Origin of the sequence: Sphingobium tyrosinilyticum (assembly GCF_042654265.1) — a bacterium.
In the GTDB taxonomy this organism is placed as follows: Bacteria; Pseudomonadota; Alphaproteobacteria; order Sphingomonadales; family Sphingomonadaceae; genus Sphingobium; species Sphingobium tyrosinilyticum.
Genome location: NZ_JBHSFZ010000013.1, coordinates 103,852 through 121,677 on the forward strand (window position 1 = coordinate 103,852; position 17,826 = coordinate 121,677).

Consider the following 17,826-nt stretch of genomic DNA (forward strand, 5'->3'; position numbering starts at 1 on the left):
GGCTAGGATCAGGTTACAGACATATTACGTTAAACTTGATGTGCCCCACGGTGCATAATTGTGAATATGAGGGCGAGGGACAGGGGAAAATGCTGCGTCTGGTTCGCAACTACGACTGCCCAAAAACCCAATAAAAATGGCCGCCTTCGGTAGGAAGGCGGCCCGAGTTTTGCAGGATCGTTACGTTAGAGATACTTAAGCCACCAAATATCCTTCCGCCGCTGTTTTAGTTGGGCGAACCAGCGTGTCGGGAAATAAAGTACCGGGATCAGGATGAAGACCCAGATCCACACCCAACGCAGGTGATCGACGCCGAACACCGTGCCTTTGGTCGGGCCGTAGAGGACCAGCGCGATATTGTAGATCACCTTCAGCGTGTAGAGATGCAGCACATAGTAGAACATCGGCGCGCCGCCCAGGAGGGCGAGGTGCGGCATCAGCTTGCTGTCCTGATAGGTTTCGAACAGGGCGAGCAGCAGGCAGCCGGTGCCGACCGTCGGCATCAGAAACAGCAGCGAGGGCGGATATTTGGTGAGCGCAAGGAAGCTCATCACCGTGCGCAACGGTGTTTCCGCGATGAACCAGGGCTTGTCGCCATAGGCATTGAGATAGCGGATGACGATGAAGCCGATGACCAGCGACAGGCCGGTGATGACTAGGCGCTTGATCCGCCGTTCTGGATCGCTGCCCTTCGCGAACCAGGGACCGCAGGCATAGCCAAGTAGGATGACGCCGATCCACGGCAGCACCGGATAGGTGGTCTTAATCGCGGTTCCGCCAAACTCGATCAGCGAGCGTTGGTGCAGGATCGCCCAGAGCGCGTAACCGGGCTGGTCCGCCGTCAGCTTGATCGGGTCGAGCAGATTGTGAAGGCAAACGATCGCCAGGCCCACCGCAAACTGCGCGGGACGCGGCAGGTGTAGCAGCGCCGCCAGCGCGATCATGCTGATGCCGATCGCCCAGATCACCTGCAGCCATATGGCCGTCGGTGGGAAGGCGGGCGCCTGCGTCGGCCAAGCATAGCCGACCACGGTGAACTCCAGGAAGATCAGGAACAGGCCGCGCTTCAACAGAAATTCCGACACCTCTCCCTTGCTGTGCGACTGGCCATAAAGCCACGCGGAAAGGCCCGTCAGCGCGACGAACGTCGGGGCGCAGAAGGTTGAGAGCAGACGGGTGAAGAAAAGGCCCGGATCGGTGGTATTGGCGTCCACCGGGTCCGTCACCTGAAGGTGCAGGAACCACGTTTCCCGCACATGATCGACCAGCATGAACAGCATGACCAGCCCGCGAAGCGCGTCGATCGCGACGAGGCGGGTGCGTGCTTTCGCCGCGTCGATGGGAGATGCTGTGGCCCTCAGGCCGATGTTGGGCGCTTGGCCCGCAATACTGCTCATGGCACCTGTCCTTGATTATCCCTTATACGCTCACTCAGCCTTGGGCTGGTAAAGGTCCTTGTAGAATCCGACGGTCTTGACCGTGACCGTCACCGGCGTGTCGCCCTTGTTGCGAAAGTACCAGCCGTGGATGCCGCCGAAGGGGGCTGTGAAGTCGCCCTGGCCGCCGCTGATCTCCAGTTCCTTCCAGTAGTCGGTGAAGGCGTCGTCCGCGGCGTTCAGTTCTTCGCCGTGCATCTCAGCCTTGATCGGGCCGCTGGATTTCCAGGTGAAGATGAAGCTGTCGCCTTTTCCCATATGAGCCTTCACTTCCTGGCCGCTGTGCGGGGGCAAGCTGATGGTCATCTCGTCCTGACGCCAGGGCGTGGATTTGAAGATGCTTTCCTTGGTCGGCGTGGCGATGGAACCTGCCGCCGGGGCGGCGAGCGTTGTCGGAACAGCCTCCTGCGCTTCGCCGGACACCATGCCGGTGAGGCCGAGCGCGGTGCCGACGCCGGTCGGATCGACCCCATATTCGGCGGGTAGCACGAACAGCGTCAGGATCGCGGTGGCGGCAATCACCGCGCCGCCGGTCGCCTTAGCCAGCGTCGAGGGAGAGGGAGAAACCTGCGCCGGGAGCGCGGCAATGGTCTGCGTATTCATGTCAGGCCCCTTGGGTGAAGTAGCCGGCCAGCTGGTAGCCGATGAGTAGGAAGCCGGCGGTCATCAGCGCGGCATTGGCGACGATGGCGCTGCGGCGGAAACTGTCGCTCATGCGCCACAGGTTCATCAGCAGCAGGATGATGGTGAGCGCCATGAATTGGCCCATCTCGACGCCGATGTTGAAACTGATGAGGTTGGGGATCATCCCATCCTTCGCCAGCGTGAGTTCCTGCAGCTTGGTGGCAAGGCCGAAGCCATGGAAAAAGCCGAAGATCAGCACCGCTGCCTTGGGGTTCGGTGAGAAGCCGAACCAGGTGCGGAAGCCGTCCAGATTGTCGATCGCCTTATACACGACCGAAAGGCCGATGATCGCGTCGATGATGAAGGGATTGGCGCGAATGTCGAAGATGACGCCCAGCAGCAGCGTGGTGCTGTGCCCGATGGCGAACAGGGTCACATAAGCGCCGACATCCTTGAGGCGGTAGAGGAAGAAGATGACCCCGGCGAGGAAGAGCAGATGGTCATAGCCCGTGACCATGTGCTTGGCGCCCAGATACATATAGGGGATGATGTTTACGCCAGAAGCGCCTTCGATGAACGCCTTGTCGTTCTCGTTGACGCCATGGGCCCAGAGCGTCGAGCTCATGAGCGCCAGCATCACTCCCAAGAGCAGCAGCGCGGCCCGCCGCACGCCGGGGGAGAGGAGCGGGGGGAGGGGCGCGCTGTGCATTGGCCTGCCTTACTTGGTCTGGAAGGTGGCGAAGGTCTTCGCGCCGCTCTTGTCGACCAGGGCGATGACGATCTTCGCGCCCTTGGCCGCTTTGAAGCCGGGGGCGGAAAGCTTGTTGCCGCCAGCCGCCTTTAGCGCCGCTTCTGTCTTCTTGCCCGCGGCGGTCTGCGTCAGCTTGGCGGTGTAGGCGGCGGCGGGAATGGGCTCGTCCTCTTCGCTCAGATAGACGTCCACGCCCTTGGGGCCGGTGACCAGCTCGAACATGGTCTCGCCCGTCATCTGCACGAGGCCGCCATGCTGGGGCTTCATGCTGCCATGGGCGTAAAGGGCCGTGGGCGCAGCGACCAGGGCGATGGCGGCGAGGCCGGTGCGGAAAAGATCGGTCTTCATATGCGTAAGCTCCTGATGGATGAGGATCATTCCGGCAGATGCGGCAGGACGAAGGAGAGTGAGGCGCGGTATTCGCTGTGATCGGCCTTCGCCTTGTTGTCCGAAGCACCGACATAGATCGCCATCAGCACATTGATGCCCTGATTGCGGACCTTGACGGTGGCGGTGCCGTCAGCAGCCGTCTTGGCCGGAGCCGCCTCATCGGGATCATTCACATAGTCCGACATGACGGTCACGCCCGCCATCGGCTTGCCCTGATAATAAGCGCGAACCTTGATCGGTTCGCCTGCCTTCTGCGGAATGGCGATGCCGACAGGGACGAGCTGCAGCGTGTGGCCTTCGAACAGCGGCACCTGGCGGGTCGGGACCTGGTTCAGGTGGACCGCATATTTCCAATTATGTTCGGCGAGTGTGGCGGTAGGCACTTCGTCGCGGCCCTTATTGTGCCACTCGCCGTCCGGAGTCTTGCTCCAAAGGCCATAGTCCATGACGGCGGCTACGGCCGCGACCGGCTCATCGCTATCGACGACGGGGATCACGCCCGCCTCGCGCAACCGGGTGCTGACCGGAGCCCAATCCGCATCATAGCCGGTGACCGCCTTGATCAGCGGCAGGCGCTTGACCGCGTCGAGATCATCGCCGCCCACGCCATAGATAAGGGCAAGCTGCCGCGCGCGCTGTGCGAACCAGATGCCGTGCGCGCTAAGCGGCGCGGCTGCTGCCAGAAGCGTCCCTGTGCACAAAGTGGCGGTGATCAGGCGAGTCAACTTCATCGGCGCACTCCCATGAGACAATATGTCCTATTGAGGATAGGCTATGACTCCGACATGCCGATTGATGCCGAATTGGGCGGGTGGTGAAGCAGATTCTGTCAAATAAGCGTCATGAAAGAGGCGGGCTTTGCTGCCAGGTCGGTTGATGGCACCTGAGCGCCATCCAATCCATTCTCTCGCCTCGCTACAATCGCCCCAAAGACGGTGGGAGAGGTGGGCGCGGGAATGAGGAACTGTCCCGCGGGTCGGCCGTTTCAGACATATAGTTGATTTTACAAGAAGGATTATTCGATGATCCGGTTCGCTATCATTTCTCTCGTCATCGCCGCGGTGCTGGCCATTTTGGGCTTCGGCGGCGCGGCGGGTGCTTTTGTAGGTATCGCCAAGATTCTGTTCTTCCTCGCGATCGCCCTGTTCGCGATTTTCCTGGTTCTTGGCCTATTGGCTGGAAAAGGGATCAAGAACGCCATAGATTGACGCGATGACCGAGATTGGCGCTGGAGTTGACGAGACGGGCAGGTTGCTGCGCGACGAGGCCGGGTTTCTGCTCCAGCGCGATCTGGGCGGCACATTCCGCCTGATATTGCTCCGCGTGCCCATCGATCATGTCGAAAAGCGCGTACGCGTAAAGGGCTACTACGCGGGTGACGATGTGGTGGAGGTGGAAGGCGTCGCCGCCGCCTGAGACTTCCCCCCTGCGGCAGCGATGACCAGCAGGTCAGGCGGTTACGGGACCGCCCTGTTCGAACGGTACGGATGTGTGGGTGTGCACGAAGCGGGCGCACGCGCCAACGCCGCGATTATTTTCCAGCGGCAAGGCGGTTTCGCAATAGGCGCATTCCGCCATTAATCGGCCGACGATCCACTGGCTGCGGCCGCAACTGGGGCAATGATTAGCTTCCCCAACATGATAATGTATGATGTATCCCCTTAGGGCCGGGTCAAATGACTTCCCGGTCGCGAGGCTCGAAACTGGGCGCATCGTCTCTTCCTCCTCAGACATATATTCTCGGGCATCGGGCGTAAAATTTGAAAACAATTTCAACGCCAAGTTGATGCAACGGCTAACGTCAGAGCGTGCGACCCGCTTGATTTCATGGTAGCCCGCTCCGTCTTGCCAGAACGCGGCCACGGCTCAATGTATCCCGCCCTTCATGACCGCGTCTATAAGAAAGATTCTCGGAACGTCCCATTTCGCGCCTTCGCATTTGACTTGAGGCGAGCAGGCGCTATGGCGGCGCGCATCAAGGGACATACCCGCTTCGGCCGATGGTTGGGGCGCATCCCGTCACCTCGCCGGCTGCTTCTTTCGCTGTCCGGCGAAGATATGGCGGAATGTCGTTTTCCTCCCGCTCCCGGCCGGAGCAATGCGAGGAGACGCACGACTCATGACCGCCATCGGACAGGATACACTCGGCACGCGCGACACTTTGACGGTCGGGGGCAAGGACATTGCCTATTATTCGCTGAAGAAGGCCGCCGCCAAGCTGGGCGACGTTTCGCGTCTTCCCTTCTCGATGAAGGTGCTGCTGGAAAACCTGCTCCGTTTTGAGGACGGCGTGACCGTCACCACCGACGACATCAAGGCGATCGTCGAATGGCAGAATGACAAGGGCAAGGCCGAGCGCGAGATCCAGTATCGTCCCGCCCGCGTGCTGCTTCAGGACTTCACCGGCGTTCCCTGCGTGGTCGATCTTGCCGCCATGCGCGACGCGATGAACGCCTTGGGTGCTGACGCCGGCAAGATCAATCCGCAGGTCCCCGTCCACCTCGTCATCGACCACTCGGTCATGGTTGATGAATTCGGCACGCCCAAGGCGTTCGAGCAGAATGTGGAAATCGAATATCAGCGCAATATGGAGCGCTACGACTTCCTGAAATGGGGCTCCAAGAGCCTTGCCAATTTCTACGCCGTGCCCCCCGGCACCGGCATCTGCCATCAGGTGAACCTGGAAAATATCGCGCAAGCCGTCTGGTCGAGCGAAGGCCCTGACGGCGTGACCGTCGCCTATCCCGACACCTGCGTCGGCACCGACAGCCACACCACCATGATTAACGGCCTGGGTGTTTTGGGCTGGGGCGTGGGCGGCATCGAGGCTGAGGCGGCGATGCTGGGCCAGCCGGTCTCCATGCTCATTCCCGAAGTCGTCGGCTTCAAGTTCACCGGCGTGTTGAAGGAAGGCGTCACCGCCACCGACCTCGTCCTCACCTGCACGCAAATGCTGCGCGCTCGGGGCGTGGTCGGCCGCTTCGTCGAATATTTCGGCCCCGGCCTTGCCAGCCTGTCGCTCGCCGACCGCGCAACGCTCGCCAACATGGCGCCGGAATATGGCGCGACCTGCGGCTTCTTCGGCATCGACGACAAGACGTTGGACTATATGCGTCTGACCGGCCGCACCGACGAAAATATCGCGCTGGTCGAAGCCTATGCCAAGGAGCAGGGCTTCTGGATCGACCCCGCCGTCGAGCCGGTCTTCACTGACACGCTGGAACTGGACCTTTCCACCGTCGTCCCCAGCCTTGCAGGGCCGAAGCGTCCGCAGGACCGCGTCGCGCTGCCGGAAGTCGATGACGTGTTCAACGCGGACATGGAAAAGGTTTACAAGAAGGCGCAGCAGCGCGTTCCGGTCGAAGGCAAGGATTTCGACATTGGCGACGGCGACGTCACCATCGCCGCGATCACTAGCTGCACCAACACGTCGAACCCCGGCGTTCTGGTCGCCGCCGGCCTCGTCGCCAAGAAGGCGAACGAGCTGGGCCTGAAGCCCAAGCCCTGGGTCAAGACCTCGCTGGCGCCGGGTTCGCAGGTCGTCACCGACTATCTCGTAAAGGCTGGGCTTCAGTCGCACCTAGACGCCATCGGCTTCAACCTGGTCGGCTATGGCTGCACCACCTGCATCGGCAACTCGGGTCCGCTGGCTGAGCCGATTAGCAAGGCGATCAATGACAACGGCCTGGTCGCGGCCGCCGTCATCTCGGGCAACCGCAACTTTGAAGGCCGCGTGTCGCCTGACGTTCGCGCCAACTTCCTGGCCTCGCCGCCGCTGGTCGTTGCTTATGCTCTTAAGGGCACGGTGATCGAGGACTTCATCACCACCCCGATCGGCCAGGGCAAGGACGGTCAGGACGTCTATCTGAAGGACATCTGGCCGACCAATGATGAAGTCGCCACCACCATGGCGGGCTGTATGGACCGTCAGATGTTCCAGGCGCGCTACGCCAATGTCTATAAGGGCGACGCGCATTGGCAGGCGATCGACGTCACGGGCTCCGACACCTATGCGTGGCGCGCTGGTTCGACCTATGTCGCCAACCCGCCCTATTTCGAGGGCCTGACCATGACCCCGAAGGACGTCACCGACATCCTCGACGCCAAGCCGCTGGCGATCTTCGGTGATTCGATCACGACCGACCACATCTCGCCGGCCGGTTCGATCAAGGCGACCTCGCCCGCGGGCAAGTGGCTGAGCGAGCATCAGGTCGCGCAGGCCGACTTCAACAGCTACGGCGCGCGCCGTGGCCATCACGAAGTTATGATGCGCGGCACCTTCGCCAACATCCGCATCAAGAACCTGATGCTGGACGGCGTCGAAGGCGGCATGACCCGCTATGAAGGCGAAGTCATGCCGATCTATGACGCCGCGATGAAGCACAAGGCGGACGGCACCGCGCTGGTTGTCATCGGCGGCAAGGAATATGGCACCGGTTCGTCGCGCGACTGGGCGGCGAAGGGCACCAACCTGCTCGGCGTCCGCGCCGTGATCGTCGAAAGCTTCGAGCGTATCCATCGTTCGAACCTGGTCGGCATGGGCGTGCTGCCGCTGCAGTTCAAGAATGGCGAGAACAAAGACACGTTCGGCTTCACGGGCGATGAAAGCTTCACCATCCAGAATGTCGCTGGCTTGAAGCCGCGCCAGGATGTGGAAGTACTCGTCAAGCGGGCCGACGGTTCGACCTTCACCTTCACTGCGCTTTGCCGGATCGATACCGTCAATGAGTTGGAATATTTCATGAATGGCGGAATCTTGCAGTATGTGCTGCGCAAGCTGGCGGCCTGATCGGCTGACGGATTAAAGTAAGAAGAAGGGCCGTCTCCCAGCAGGAGGCGGCCTTTTTTCGTCAAGTTCCTCGTCCGCAACTGGAGGAGAACCGGCGAAGCTGGCGGAGGGGTGTTTCCGCAAGGGCAGGAGTGATACTCGTCCATCACCTAAGCGGGGCAGACCTGCCAAGGGAGGAAGGGAGAGGGGGATTGTTGTGACATTCTTCATCGAACTTGTCGGTTGGCTCGGCGCGATCCTGGTGCTCGGCGCCTATCTCCTGGTCTCGATGGGCCGTCTGTCCGGCAATTCCGCCGCCTTCCAGTGGATGAACGCGCTCGGGGCGAGCTTCTTCGTCCTCAATACTTGGTGGCATGGAGCGATCCCGTCGATGGTGCTGAACATCATCTGGGGCGCCATCGGTTTTGCGGCGCTCTGGCGCATCCGCCGGAACAGGGCGGCCGACAGCCGATAGGAGGATTATCGCTCCGTCAAGAAAGCCTGTGGTGGCGATTGCGGCCGTCATTGGCTAGGCAAGCGCCCAGCAATGAAAAAAGCATTGATTGTCCGACATGTGCCGCGAGAGGGAGCGGCGGGGTTTCTCCAGCCGATCGAGGCCGCCGGCTATGAGATCGAGCGGATCGATGTGGCGAGCCCGGAATTTGACCATGTCGATCTGTGCACGCCTGATCTACTGATCATGATGGGCGGGCCGATGGGCGTCTATGAACATGACATCCATCCCTGGATTCCCGTGCAGATCGAAAAGCTCGCCGCGCGGCTGGAGCAGGACTTGCCCACGCTGGGCGTGTGCCTGGGCAGTCAGATGATCGCGGCGGCGCTGGGGGCTCGGGTATATCCGGGCGAGGCCATGGAACTGGGCTTCGCGCCGGTCACACTGAACGACGCTGGGGCCGATTCCCCGCTTCGGCATCTGCAGGGCGTGCCCGTGCTGCACTGGCACAGCGATACGTTCGAACTGCCTCGTGGCGTTGAGTTATTGGCGTCCACATCGGCCTATGAACATCAGGCGTTTCGGCGGGGCCGCAACCTGCTGGCGCTGCAATTCCATGCTGAGATGGGCGAGGACCCGCGCTTTGAGGATTGGCTGACCCATTTCTGGGCCGACCTGGACATTGCGCAGCAATGCGGTGTCGCCCTGCGGCGTGACCATGATGAGCATGGGCCGGGCGCGGTTGCGGCGGGCCGGGCCGTGATCGGCAGTTGGCTGAGTCAGTTACACGCTTGAGCGGCGGCAGCTGATTTTAGAACTCTATGTCGAGTTCCTCTACCTCGTCAGGCTCTTTGCGCGCCTCATCGATCCATTCGCGCATCAGGTCCCAACTGTTGATCGTATTGCAATAAGCGGCGGCCTTTTGAGACAGCGGCACTGCGTAGGTCAGGAAACGCTGCGCAACTGGCGCGAACATCGCATCGGCGACGGTCGGGCTGTCGCCGAACAGCCAGGGGCCGCCATAGGTGCCAAGACATTCGGTCCAGATCGCCTCGACCCGTTCAATGTCCGGCTTGGCGCCCGAAAAGATCGGGAATTTGTCATGACGCACCTTCAGGTTCATGGGCAGCGCAGACCGCAAATTGGCGAAACCGGAGTGAATCTCCCCCGACACGGACCGGCAATGGGCGCGCGCTATGCGATCCTGGGGATACATGCCCACATTGGGATAAAGTTCATGAAGATATTCCGCGATCGCCAGCGTGTCCCAAACGCTCGCTCCCTCATGCGTCAGGCGGGGCACCAGCACTGACGGGGTCAGCAGCAGAAGCTCCGCGCGGTTCTCCATATTTTCCAGCGAGACCATCTTTTCCACGACGCGCAGCCCCGCGAGCCGACATAGCAGCCAACCTCTGAGCGACCATGAAGAATATATCTTGCTCGATATGGTCAATTCCGCAGCGGCCATGACGATCCTCCCACTTTAAACTTATCTTCCATCAAACATTGATGCGGTGCAATACGCAAAAGCGGTATAAACGAACGATAGAGGCCGAATCGGCCGGGGGAACATTTTGGGGCACCATTCATATTATGATGATGCTGTATAACGGTTATCAAGCTCTGGAAGATATGCTGGCTCCGGCCCGCTTCGGTGCAGAGCTAGCTTTGGGGCTCCGGGACAAATTGGGACCCATGGCGGACCTTCCCATGCCCCGGCGCATGTTCGCGCTGATGGATGTGTTCCAGGGCGCCAGGCTGACCCACAAGCGGCCCGCCTACGGTATCGACCAAGTCCGCAGCGGCAACGCCATTGTTGCGGTGCGGGAAGAAGTGCTGCTCGACCTGCCTTTTGGCAATCTGCTTCATTTCGTGAAGGACGAAGTCGAAACGGAGCAGCCGCGCGTCCTGCTCGTCGCGCCCATGTCCGGTCATTTCGCCACCTTGCTGCGCAGCACGGTGCGTACGCTACTGCGCGACCATGACGTCTATATAACCGACTGGAAGAATGCGCGCGATGTCCCAACGTCAGCCGGAGTGTTCGGATTTGACGACTATGTCGATTATGTGATCACCTTCTTTCAGGAAATGGGGCCGGGCGCACATATGCTGTCGGTCTGCCAGCCTTGCGTGCCGGCCTTCGCGGCCGTGGCCCTCATGGCCGAGGATGGCGACGCGGCGACGCCGCGATCAATGACGCTGATGGGCGGTCCTATCGATCCGCGAGCCGCGCCCACGATCGTTAACGAGTTGTCCAACGAGCGGCCGCTTGACTGGTTCGAAAAACATCTGATCACCAGGGTCCCGCTGCGCTATCCCGGCGCGGGGCGGAAAGTCTATCCTGGCTTCCTGCAACTGTCGGCCTTCATGTCGATGAATCTGGAACGCCATGGGGCTCAGCATCGTGAGCTGTATCAACTGCTCGCCGACGGCAACGACGCGGAGGCGGCCAGGATCAAAAGCTTTTACCAGGAATATTTCGCGGTCCTCGACATGGCTGCGGAATTTTACCTGGAGACCGTGGACCGTGTGTTTCAGCGGACCCTGCTGGCGAAAGGCGAGCTGAAGCATCGTGACCGGCTGGTCAATCCGGGCGCGATCCGCAAGACTGCGCTGTTGACCGTGGAAGGCGAGAAGGATGACATTTGCGCGGTGGGCCAGACGGCTGCCGCGCATGCGCTGTGCACCGGATTGCGGCCGCATCTCAAGCGCCACCATCTGCAGATCGGCGCTGGCCATTATGGCGTCTTTTCCGGCAGCAAATGGGAAAAGGAAGTCTTTCCGCAGGTCCGGAATATGATCCTGGCGATGAACTGAGGCTTATTGTCACGATCCGGCCAGTGGGTTAGCCGTTCGTCATGAGCGGATAGTCGCCGGATGAACAGGCGCCATCCCGAAGGAGAGGGTGGCGGCATGATCCTGTTATCGGAACCCACGGTAATCGTCGAAGGGCTGAACCTGCCGGAATGTCCACGCTGGCATGATGGTGCGCTCACCTTCTCGGACATCACGGCGGGCCGGATATATCGACTGGGCATGAATGATCAGGCGGAAATCGTTCATGAAGAGCCAGATGATTTCGTCGGTGGCCTCGGCTTTCTCGCGAACGGCGACCTGCTGGCCGTTCTGTCGAAGCAGCGCAAGCTACTGCGCATCGGACCTCAAGGTGCGACAGAATATGCGGATCTGACCGGTCTCTGCCGTTTCGTTCTCAACGACATGGTCGTCCATGGGGGCCGTGCCTATGTCAGCCAGCCGGGCTTCGACATCTGGACCAATGAGGCCCACGGCATGCCCGATCCGACCGACATAATCCTGGTTCAGCCTGACGGCGCCACTAAGATCGCGGCATCAGATATGATGTCGCCCAACGGTATGGCGATCAGTCCGGACGGGCGCACGCTCTATGTGGCGGAATCCACCGCGATGCGGATCACATGCTTCGACATCGATCCGGACAGTGGCGCGCTGTCCAACCGCCGGTTGTTCGGCGCACTGCCTCAAGGGGGAATACCGGACGGCATCTGCCTGGACAATCACGGCGCGGTATGGAGCGCGAGCCCTGTGGCGTATAGCGACGGGGTGGTGCACTCCGGTCTCGGCGTCATCCGCATAGCGCCTAGTGGCGATGTGACGCATTGCGTGTCTCTCGCCAAAGGCCGCCGTGCCCTGGCCTGCGCCATCGGCGGCACGAATGGGGGCACGCTCTACATCTGCACAGTGCCGGAGTTCGAGGGGCCCGCCGCTTTCTCCGCGGCTGAGGGACGGCTGGAAAAAGTTTCTCTCGCTAACATGGGAAGCCTCTGACCGATAGGGCTCGAGCCAATCAGACTGCGATGTGGCGGATTCGCTGAAAGGTCAGCATGATGGCGGGTTGTATGGCTCCGCATCCTCACGCTTCCGGCCGTGTCCAAATCCATGTGCCGCCGATCAGCGCGGCAGTCAGCGGAGCCAGGAACCACGGGAAGGGCGCCAGGAATAGCGCCAGCAGTGCGCTGAAGGCGAAGGCCGCGAGGGCCGCGCGCTTACCCCGGCGGCTGATGGCTCCGCGCTCGCGCCACCGCCGGATATGCGGTCCAAAATGCTGGTGATCGAGAAGCCTTGCTTCCAGCGCCGGACTTGATCGAGCGAAGAAAAACGCGGCCAATATCATGAAGGGCACCGTGGGCAGCAGCGGCAGGAAGATGCCCAGCGCGCCAAGCGCCAGCGCGACAAACCCACCCGTTAGATAGAGCGCCTGCCGCATCAGGCGGCGGGAAGGCGAAGCCGCACCAGCAGACCGCCCAGATCTTCACTTTCCTCCATCCCGACCGAGCCACCATAGATTTCCGCGACATCACGGACGATCGCAAGGCCAAGGCCGGTGCCGGGCTTCCCCGAGTCAAGCCGGACGCCCCGGTCGAAAATGCGCGTGCGTTCCTCTGGGGGGATGCCCATGCCGTCATCCTCCACCACAATTTCCACCATCGCGCTAACGCGGCTGACCGTCGCGAACACGCTGCCGCCGCCATATTTCGCAGCATTTTCGATGAGGTTGCCGAGCATCTCGTCAAGGTCCTGCCGCTCTACGCGGACCGTGGCCTCCTTGTCGCCATCCATGTCGATGCGGGTCTCGGGGTAAAGGCGTTGCACCGCGCGCTCGACAGCCTGAAGGCTGCCCCAGACCTCGGCCCGGCTCTGCGCCGCGCCACGCCGCCCGACCGCGCGGGCGCGGGCGAGATGGTGATCGACCTGCCGGCGCATCGTCGTGGCTTCACGGATGACCGTTTCGCCAAGGTCAGCCGCCTGCGCTGTCGCGGCATTCATGATGACCGTCAGCGGCGTCTTGAGCGCGTGGGCCAGATTGCCTGCATGGGTCCGCGCTTCTTCAGCCTGGCGCTCATTATGGGCGAGGAGCGCGTTCAATTCCTCGACCATGGGAAGCACTTCGGCGGGCATGGGTTCGGTGACGCGGCTCTTTTCCCCGGTGCGCATGCGCACGATTTCCTTCCGCACACGGCGCAACGGCCGCAGCCCATAGAGGGTCTGCAGCGTCGTCAGCACGATCAGCCCCAGCGCGAGCAGCGCGAAGCTTTGCGTCAGTGTCGATCGCAGGGCTCTGATCTGGTCATCCAGCCCTGCGCGAGCGGCGGCGACCATGAACATCCATCGCGTGTTGGAGCCCGGCAGGACGATCGTCCGCTCCATGATGCGCAGGTCTTCGCCGGGAAACTGCTTGCTGTCATAGGCGTGAAAAGTGCGGTCATCATGTTCGGGCAGAACGCGCAGCGCACGGTCCCACAAGGATCGCGATCGCCAATCCTCATGCCCCTTGGCGCTGATCTGATAATAAAGCCCGCTATTGGGTTCCAGGAAGCGTTGATCGGCTAGCGGGCGATTGAACAGCACTTCGCCATCCGGCCCGATTTCCGCCGACGCGATCATCGCGGTCAGCACATAATTGAGGCCATCGTCGAAATTGCGCGTGATCGCCGCGGACAAGACCCGGTCGAGCGCCAGCCCTCCGCCTAACAACAGGACGCTGATCCACAGCGCCGCAATCCCGATCATGCGTCGGCTCAGCGACCCCGTGGAATGAACTGGGGGAGGAGTGGTGGATTCGGACGGGCTTGCCATGGCGCTTATGTCAGAGCCATACGCGTGGAATGGAGATTACGGGTCGTCAGCGGCCGGGCTCGTCCAGGCTGTATCCCAGTCCCCGGATCGTCGTGATGACATCCGCGCCCAGCTTCTTGCGGATGCGGGTCACGAAGACTTCAATCGTGTTGGAATCGCGATCGAAATCCTGATCATATATATGTTCGATCAGTTCGGTGCGGCTGACCACCTTGCCCTTATGATGGAGCAGGTAGGACAGCAGCTTATATTCCTGAGCGGTCAGCTTTACCGGCTCGCCCTTCAGCGTGACCTTGCCTGAGCGGGTATCCAGCCGCACGTCGCCCGCGGTAAGTTCGCTCGAAGCGTTGCCCGACGCGCGGCGGATGAGCGCGCGCAGGCGGGCGATCAACTCCTCGCTCTGGAACGGCTTCGCCAGATAATCGTCGGCGCCGGCATCCAGGCCCGCCACCTTGTCCGACCAACTGTCTCGCGCGGTCAGCACGAGGACGGGAAAGCCCCGGCCTTCCTTGCGCCAGCGGTCCAGCACGGTCAGCCCGTCGATGGTGGGCAGGCCCAGGTCCAGGACTACGGCGTCATAGCTTTCGGTCGTGCCCAGGAAATGACCGTCCTCGCCATCGGTTGCGAGGTCCACGGCATAGCCCGCGCCTTCCAAGGTATTGCGGAGCTGTTGCCCGAGGCTCGGTTCATCTTCGACGATCAGCAGACGCATATGGCCCCGTTTCTTAGTGTTTTGCCTGGCGCGTCAGTGCGCCCAGCCGGTTATATCGCCTGTGCGCCCGTCCGCATCAACCCAAACCACCTTACCGTCCTTCACATATTTCAAGCGATAGCGGTTGGAGGAGGGATTGAATTCCGCACCAAGATAGGTTGCCCCGCCCATGGCGGCATCGACCCGGCGCTTGATGAGGGAGAAGGGCATGGTTTGCCCGTCGAGCATGGCGCGGCGCGCGGCGTCCTGTTCACCGCGCTGCCCGATCTCGGCCTGGGAAGGCGTGGCCGCCATCGCGGCGAGGGCGGCCAGACCGGTAATCAGGATGCTATGCTTCATCGTCATAGGGCATGCCATAGCGCCGAAGCATTGAACAGGTGGTGAATGGTGGCGTCAAAGCGGCGATCCGAGCGGGATTAGCGCTCCAACGCATATTGGACGGTTAGTGTGACGGACGATCCGACCTGCCCGGGTTCGACCGGCGTAGCCTGCTCGGCATCCGCCTTGAACCGGGCGGCGAGCATCGGCATCGGGGGATTGCCCCCGCTATTGCTTTCCGAAATGGAGATCAGGCGGGCCGAACGGTAACCGGCCGCTTGGGCATAGAAGTCCGCCTGTGACTTGGCACTCTTCAGCGCAGCCGCGCGCGCCTGCGCCAGCATCGGCGCAGGGTTTTCGATCGAGAAGGATGGACCGTTCACATTGGTCGCACCCGCTTCGACCAGCGTATCGAGCAGTGGGCCCACCTTTTTGATGTCGTGCAGCTTGATGGTCAGTTGGTTCGACGCTTCATAGCCGATGAAGCGTGGCCCGGCAGGCTGTCCCTCGCGGTTGCTGTAGTCATATTGGGCGCTGAGATTGATGCCGCTGGTCTGGATGTCCTTCTTGGCGATGCCTGCCTTGGCGAGCGTGGCGATCAGGCGGTCCATCTTCGCTGCATTGTCGCGCATCGCTTGCGTGGCGGTGGGCGCGCGCGTCTGCACGCCGGTGCCCACAACGGCGCGGTCCGGAGCGGCTTCCACCGTTTCGGTGACATTCAGTGTCACGACCGGAGCGGTTTCGGCGATGGTGACGCTCGTCTGCGCGATCGCCGCTGCGGGGAGCGATGCGGCGGCGAGGGCCATCATGGCGAAGGCAGACTTCATGGACGTATCTCCTTGGGAAAGCAGACGTCCTGTTTGTAACGGCTGCGATGAATGGACGCTGACGGGCGTTGAAAGCCTTTGGACAGCTTCCGGTTCCACATGCTCTTGCCCCGGCGCGCTGGAAGTCCTAGCTGCACGGCCATGCCGGCACCCATATTCTCCTTTGAAAATCTTGGCCTCAGCCAAGGCACGCATTGGCTTTTCCGCCATCTCGACATTTTTGTGGGCGAGCGGGACCGGCTTGCGCTGATCGGTCGCAATGGCGCGGGCAAGACGACGCTGCTGAAGCTGATCGCGGGGCAGGTAGAGCCCGATGAGGGCACGCGATCCGTCCGTCCCGGCGCGCGGGTCATCATGCTCGAGCAGGACCCGGACGTTGCTGAGTTCGCGACGTTGCGAGACTTTGCGCTGGCCGGTCAATTTGCACCGCCCGCGCATGAGGTGGAGGCGATTGCGAGCCAGCTCGGCATCGACCTGTCCCGCGAAGCCGCGACTGCCAGCGGGGGCGAGCGCCGCCGCGCCGCCATCGCCCGCGCATTGGCGAGCGAGCCCGACTTGCTGCTGCTCGACGAGCCGACCAACCATCTCGACATTGACGCAATCGATTGGCTGGAAGGCTGGCTGGGCCGCTACAACGGGGCGTTCATCGTCATCAGCCACGACCGCGCCTTCCTGACCCGGTTGACGCGGCAGACGCTGTGGCTCGATCGGGGGTCCATCCGCCGCAACGAGATCGGCTTTGGCGGGTTCGAGGATTGGATGGAAGCCGTATATGCCGAAGAAGCCCGCGCGGCCGAAAAGCTCGACGCAAAGCTCAAGATCGAGGCGCATTGGCTCCAGCGCGGCGTCACCGCCCGCCGCAAGCGCAACCAGGGCCGCCTCGCGAAGCTGTGGGAAATGCGCGCCCAGCGTGCCGCGATGGTCGGACCGCAGGGCGTCGCCAAGATCGCCGTCGCTGCCGACGACAGCAAGACGAAGAGCGTCATCACCGCGGAACATGTAACGAAGAGCTTCGGCGCGCGCACAGTCATCAAGGACTTCACCCTGCGCATCCAGCGCGGCGACCGGATCGGCATCGTCGGCGGCAATGGCGCGGGCAAGACGACGCTCTTGAAGCTGCTGACCGGCGAGCTCGCGCCGGATTCCGGTGTGGTGAGGCAGGCCAAGTCGCTCGACATGATCTTCATCGACCAGCAGCGCAGCCTGATGCAGGCCGACAAGCGTGTGCGCGACGTGTTGGCCGAAGGCGGCGATTGGATCGACGTGCGCGGGGTGCGCAAGCATGTCCACGGCTATCTGAAGGAATTTCTCTTCGACCCGTCTTTGGCCGAAGCGCGCGTGGGCACGCTGTCGGGCGGCGAGCGGTCGCGTCTGCTCTTCGCGCGGGAGTTCGCGCGCGAATCGAACCTGCTCGTGCTGGACGAACCGACCAACGACCTTGACCTCGAAACGCTCGACCTGCTGCAGGAGGTCATTGCCGATTATGATGGCACGGTGCTGATTGTCAGTCACGACCGGGATTTCCTTGACCGGACAGTGACCGTGACGCTCGGCCTCGACGGCTCGGGGCAGGTCGATGTGATCGTCGGCGGCTATGCGGACTGGGTGGCCAAGCGCCAGCCGAAAAGCGCGCCCAAAGCGGAAAAGAAAGCCGCTGCCGCTCCGCCACCGCCCAGGACCGCCGCGACCAAGCTCAGCTACAAGGATCAGCGTGACCTGGACCTGCTGCCCAAGACCATCGAGGAACTGGAGAAGGCCATAGCGCGCGATGAAGAGGCGATGGCTGACCCTGCGCTCTACGCCCGCGATCCCAAGCGTTTCGCCGCGCTAACCAAGGCGATCGAGCAGGCGCGCGCGGACAAGGATGCGGCCGAGGAACGCTGGCTGGAATTGGCGGAAAAGGCCGAGGGGCTAAACGGCTGACAGCAGG

The 17,826-nt window shown here is 61.9% G+C and carries 20 protein-coding genes; 8 read left to right on the forward strand and 12 right to left on the reverse strand.

The features are described 5' to 3' along the window. Positions 1 to 185: 185 nt before the first annotated feature. The 5 genes from ACFO3E_RS08355 to ACFO3E_RS08375 are packed head-to-tail and all read right to left on the reverse strand — an operon-like array spanning position 186 to position 3,932. A complete protein-coding gene (locus tag ACFO3E_RS08355) occupies positions 186 to 1,397 on the reverse strand; it encodes an acetyltransferase domain-containing protein (protein WP_082919531.1) in 1,212 nt (403 codons plus the stop codon). Between the two features lie 30 nt (positions 1,398 to 1,427). Beyond that, the gene (locus ACFO3E_RS08360) at positions 1,428 to 2,039 is read right to left on the reverse strand and encodes a hypothetical protein (RefSeq protein WP_066524245.1); all 612 of its coding nucleotides are present in this window, start codon (positions 2,037 to 2,039) and stop codon (positions 1,428 to 1,430) included. 1 nt (position 2,040) lies between these two features. Continuing rightward, entirely contained in the window at positions 2,041 to 2,769 is a 729-nt protein-coding gene (locus tag ACFO3E_RS08365) for a HupE/UreJ family protein (RefSeq protein ID WP_066524244.1), read from the reverse strand. Between the two features lie 9 nt (positions 2,770 to 2,778). Then, positions 2,779 to 3,159 (reverse strand): hypothetical protein, encoded by a 381-nt coding sequence (locus ACFO3E_RS08370; protein ID WP_066528560.1) that lies wholly within the window; start codon positions 3,157 to 3,159, stop codon positions 2,779 to 2,781. Positions 3,160 to 3,185: 26 nt separating this feature from the next. After that, entirely contained in the window at positions 3,186 to 3,932 is a 747-nt protein-coding gene (locus tag ACFO3E_RS08375) for a DUF4198 domain-containing protein (RefSeq protein ID WP_380803725.1), read from the reverse strand. 291 nt (positions 3,933 to 4,223) lie between these two features. Between ACFO3E_RS08375 and ACFO3E_RS08380 the strand changes: the two genes are divergently transcribed. Together ACFO3E_RS08380 and ACFO3E_RS08385 are read left to right on the forward strand one after the other, a co-directional pair. Further along, entirely contained in the window at positions 4,224 to 4,409 is a 186-nt protein-coding gene (locus tag ACFO3E_RS08380) for a DUF1328 domain-containing protein (RefSeq protein WP_066524240.1), read from the forward strand. Between the two features lie 4 nt (positions 4,410 to 4,413). Then, positions 4,414 to 4,617 (forward strand): DUF5818 domain-containing protein, encoded by a 204-nt coding sequence (locus tag ACFO3E_RS08385; protein WP_066524237.1) that lies wholly within the window; start codon positions 4,414 to 4,416, stop codon positions 4,615 to 4,617. A gap of 33 nt (positions 4,618 to 4,650) precedes the next feature. Here ACFO3E_RS08385 and ACFO3E_RS08390 read toward each other — a convergent pair whose 3' ends face one another. Further along, entirely contained in the window at positions 4,651 to 4,935 is a 285-nt protein-coding gene (locus tag ACFO3E_RS08390) for a hypothetical protein (RefSeq protein WP_380803729.1), read from the reverse strand. Positions 4,936 to 5,320: 385 nt separating this feature from the next. Here ACFO3E_RS08390 and acnA point away from each other — a divergent pair, with 385 nt between their 5' ends. From acnA to ACFO3E_RS08405, 3 genes are all read left to right on the forward strand, one after another. Next, positions 5,321 to 7,990, forward strand: a complete 2,670-nt coding sequence (gene acnA, locus ACFO3E_RS08395; protein ID WP_066524235.1) for an aconitate hydratase AcnA — start codon at positions 5,321 to 5,323, stop codon at positions 7,988 to 7,990. Between the two features lie 196 nt (positions 7,991 to 8,186). Beyond that, a complete protein-coding gene (locus ACFO3E_RS08400) occupies positions 8,187 to 8,444 on the forward strand; it encodes a CBU_0592 family membrane protein (protein WP_156518370.1) in 258 nt (85 codons plus the stop codon). Between the two features lie 72 nt (positions 8,445 to 8,516). Beyond that, positions 8,517 to 9,218: a glutamine amidotransferase gene (locus tag ACFO3E_RS08405; RefSeq protein ID WP_066524232.1), complete on the forward strand. Its 702-nt coding sequence runs from the start codon at positions 8,517 to 8,519 to the stop codon at positions 9,216 to 9,218. 16 nt (positions 9,219 to 9,234) lie between these two features. Here ACFO3E_RS08405 and ACFO3E_RS08410 read toward each other — a convergent pair whose 3' ends face one another. Beyond that, positions 9,235 to 9,891, reverse strand: a complete 657-nt coding sequence (locus ACFO3E_RS08410; protein WP_066524231.1) for a glutathione S-transferase — start codon at positions 9,889 to 9,891, stop codon at positions 9,235 to 9,237. A gap of 125 nt (positions 9,892 to 10,016) precedes the next feature. On the opposite strand from ACFO3E_RS08410, the gene ACFO3E_RS08415 reads away from it, so the two are divergent. Together ACFO3E_RS08415 and ACFO3E_RS08420 are read left to right on the forward strand one after the other, a co-directional pair. Beyond that, entirely contained in the window at positions 10,017 to 11,240 is a 1,224-nt protein-coding gene (locus ACFO3E_RS08415) for a polyhydroxyalkanoate depolymerase (RefSeq protein ID WP_066524230.1), read from the forward strand. Positions 11,241 to 11,336: 96 nt separating this feature from the next. Next, positions 11,337 to 12,230 (forward strand): SMP-30/gluconolactonase/LRE family protein, encoded by an 894-nt coding sequence (locus tag ACFO3E_RS08420; protein WP_197486299.1) that lies wholly within the window; start codon positions 11,337 to 11,339, stop codon positions 12,228 to 12,230. A gap of 85 nt (positions 12,231 to 12,315) precedes the next feature. Here ACFO3E_RS08420 and ACFO3E_RS08425 read toward each other — a convergent pair whose 3' ends face one another. The 5 genes from ACFO3E_RS08425 to ACFO3E_RS08445 all read right to left on the reverse strand — a co-directional run bounded on the left by ACFO3E_RS08425 (position 12,316) and on the right by ACFO3E_RS08445 (position 15,896). Then, the gene (locus tag ACFO3E_RS08425) at positions 12,316 to 12,669 is read right to left on the reverse strand and encodes a YbaN family protein (RefSeq protein WP_066524226.1); all 354 of its coding nucleotides are present in this window, start codon (positions 12,667 to 12,669) and stop codon (positions 12,316 to 12,318) included. Further along, positions 12,669 to 13,973, reverse strand: a complete 1,305-nt coding sequence (locus ACFO3E_RS08430) for a sensor histidine kinase (protein WP_066524224.1) — start codon at positions 13,971 to 13,973, stop codon at positions 12,669 to 12,671. The genes ACFO3E_RS08425 and ACFO3E_RS08430 overlap by 1 nt, the downstream gene beginning before the upstream one ends. A gap of 112 nt (positions 13,974 to 14,085) precedes the next feature. Further along, the gene (locus ACFO3E_RS08435) at positions 14,086 to 14,751 is read right to left on the reverse strand and encodes a response regulator transcription factor (protein ID WP_066524223.1); all 666 of its coding nucleotides are present in this window, start codon (positions 14,749 to 14,751) and stop codon (positions 14,086 to 14,088) included. A 33-nt stretch (positions 14,752 to 14,784) separates the two neighbouring features. After that, positions 14,785 to 15,090 (reverse strand): hypothetical protein, encoded by a 306-nt coding sequence (locus ACFO3E_RS08440; protein WP_380803736.1) that lies wholly within the window; start codon positions 15,088 to 15,090, stop codon positions 14,785 to 14,787. Between the two features lie 77 nt (positions 15,091 to 15,167). After that, complete coding sequence (locus tag ACFO3E_RS08445; protein ID WP_066524221.1) at positions 15,168 to 15,896, reverse strand: SIMPL domain-containing protein; 729 nt, start codon at positions 15,894 to 15,896, stop codon at positions 15,168 to 15,170. Between the two features lie 141 nt (positions 15,897 to 16,037). Between ACFO3E_RS08445 and ACFO3E_RS08450 the strand changes: the two genes are divergently transcribed. Then, complete coding sequence (locus tag ACFO3E_RS08450) at positions 16,038 to 17,819, forward strand: ABC-F family ATP-binding cassette domain-containing protein (protein WP_380803739.1); 1,782 nt, start codon at positions 16,038 to 16,040, stop codon at positions 17,817 to 17,819. Positions 17,820 to 17,826 lie beyond the last annotated feature (7 nt).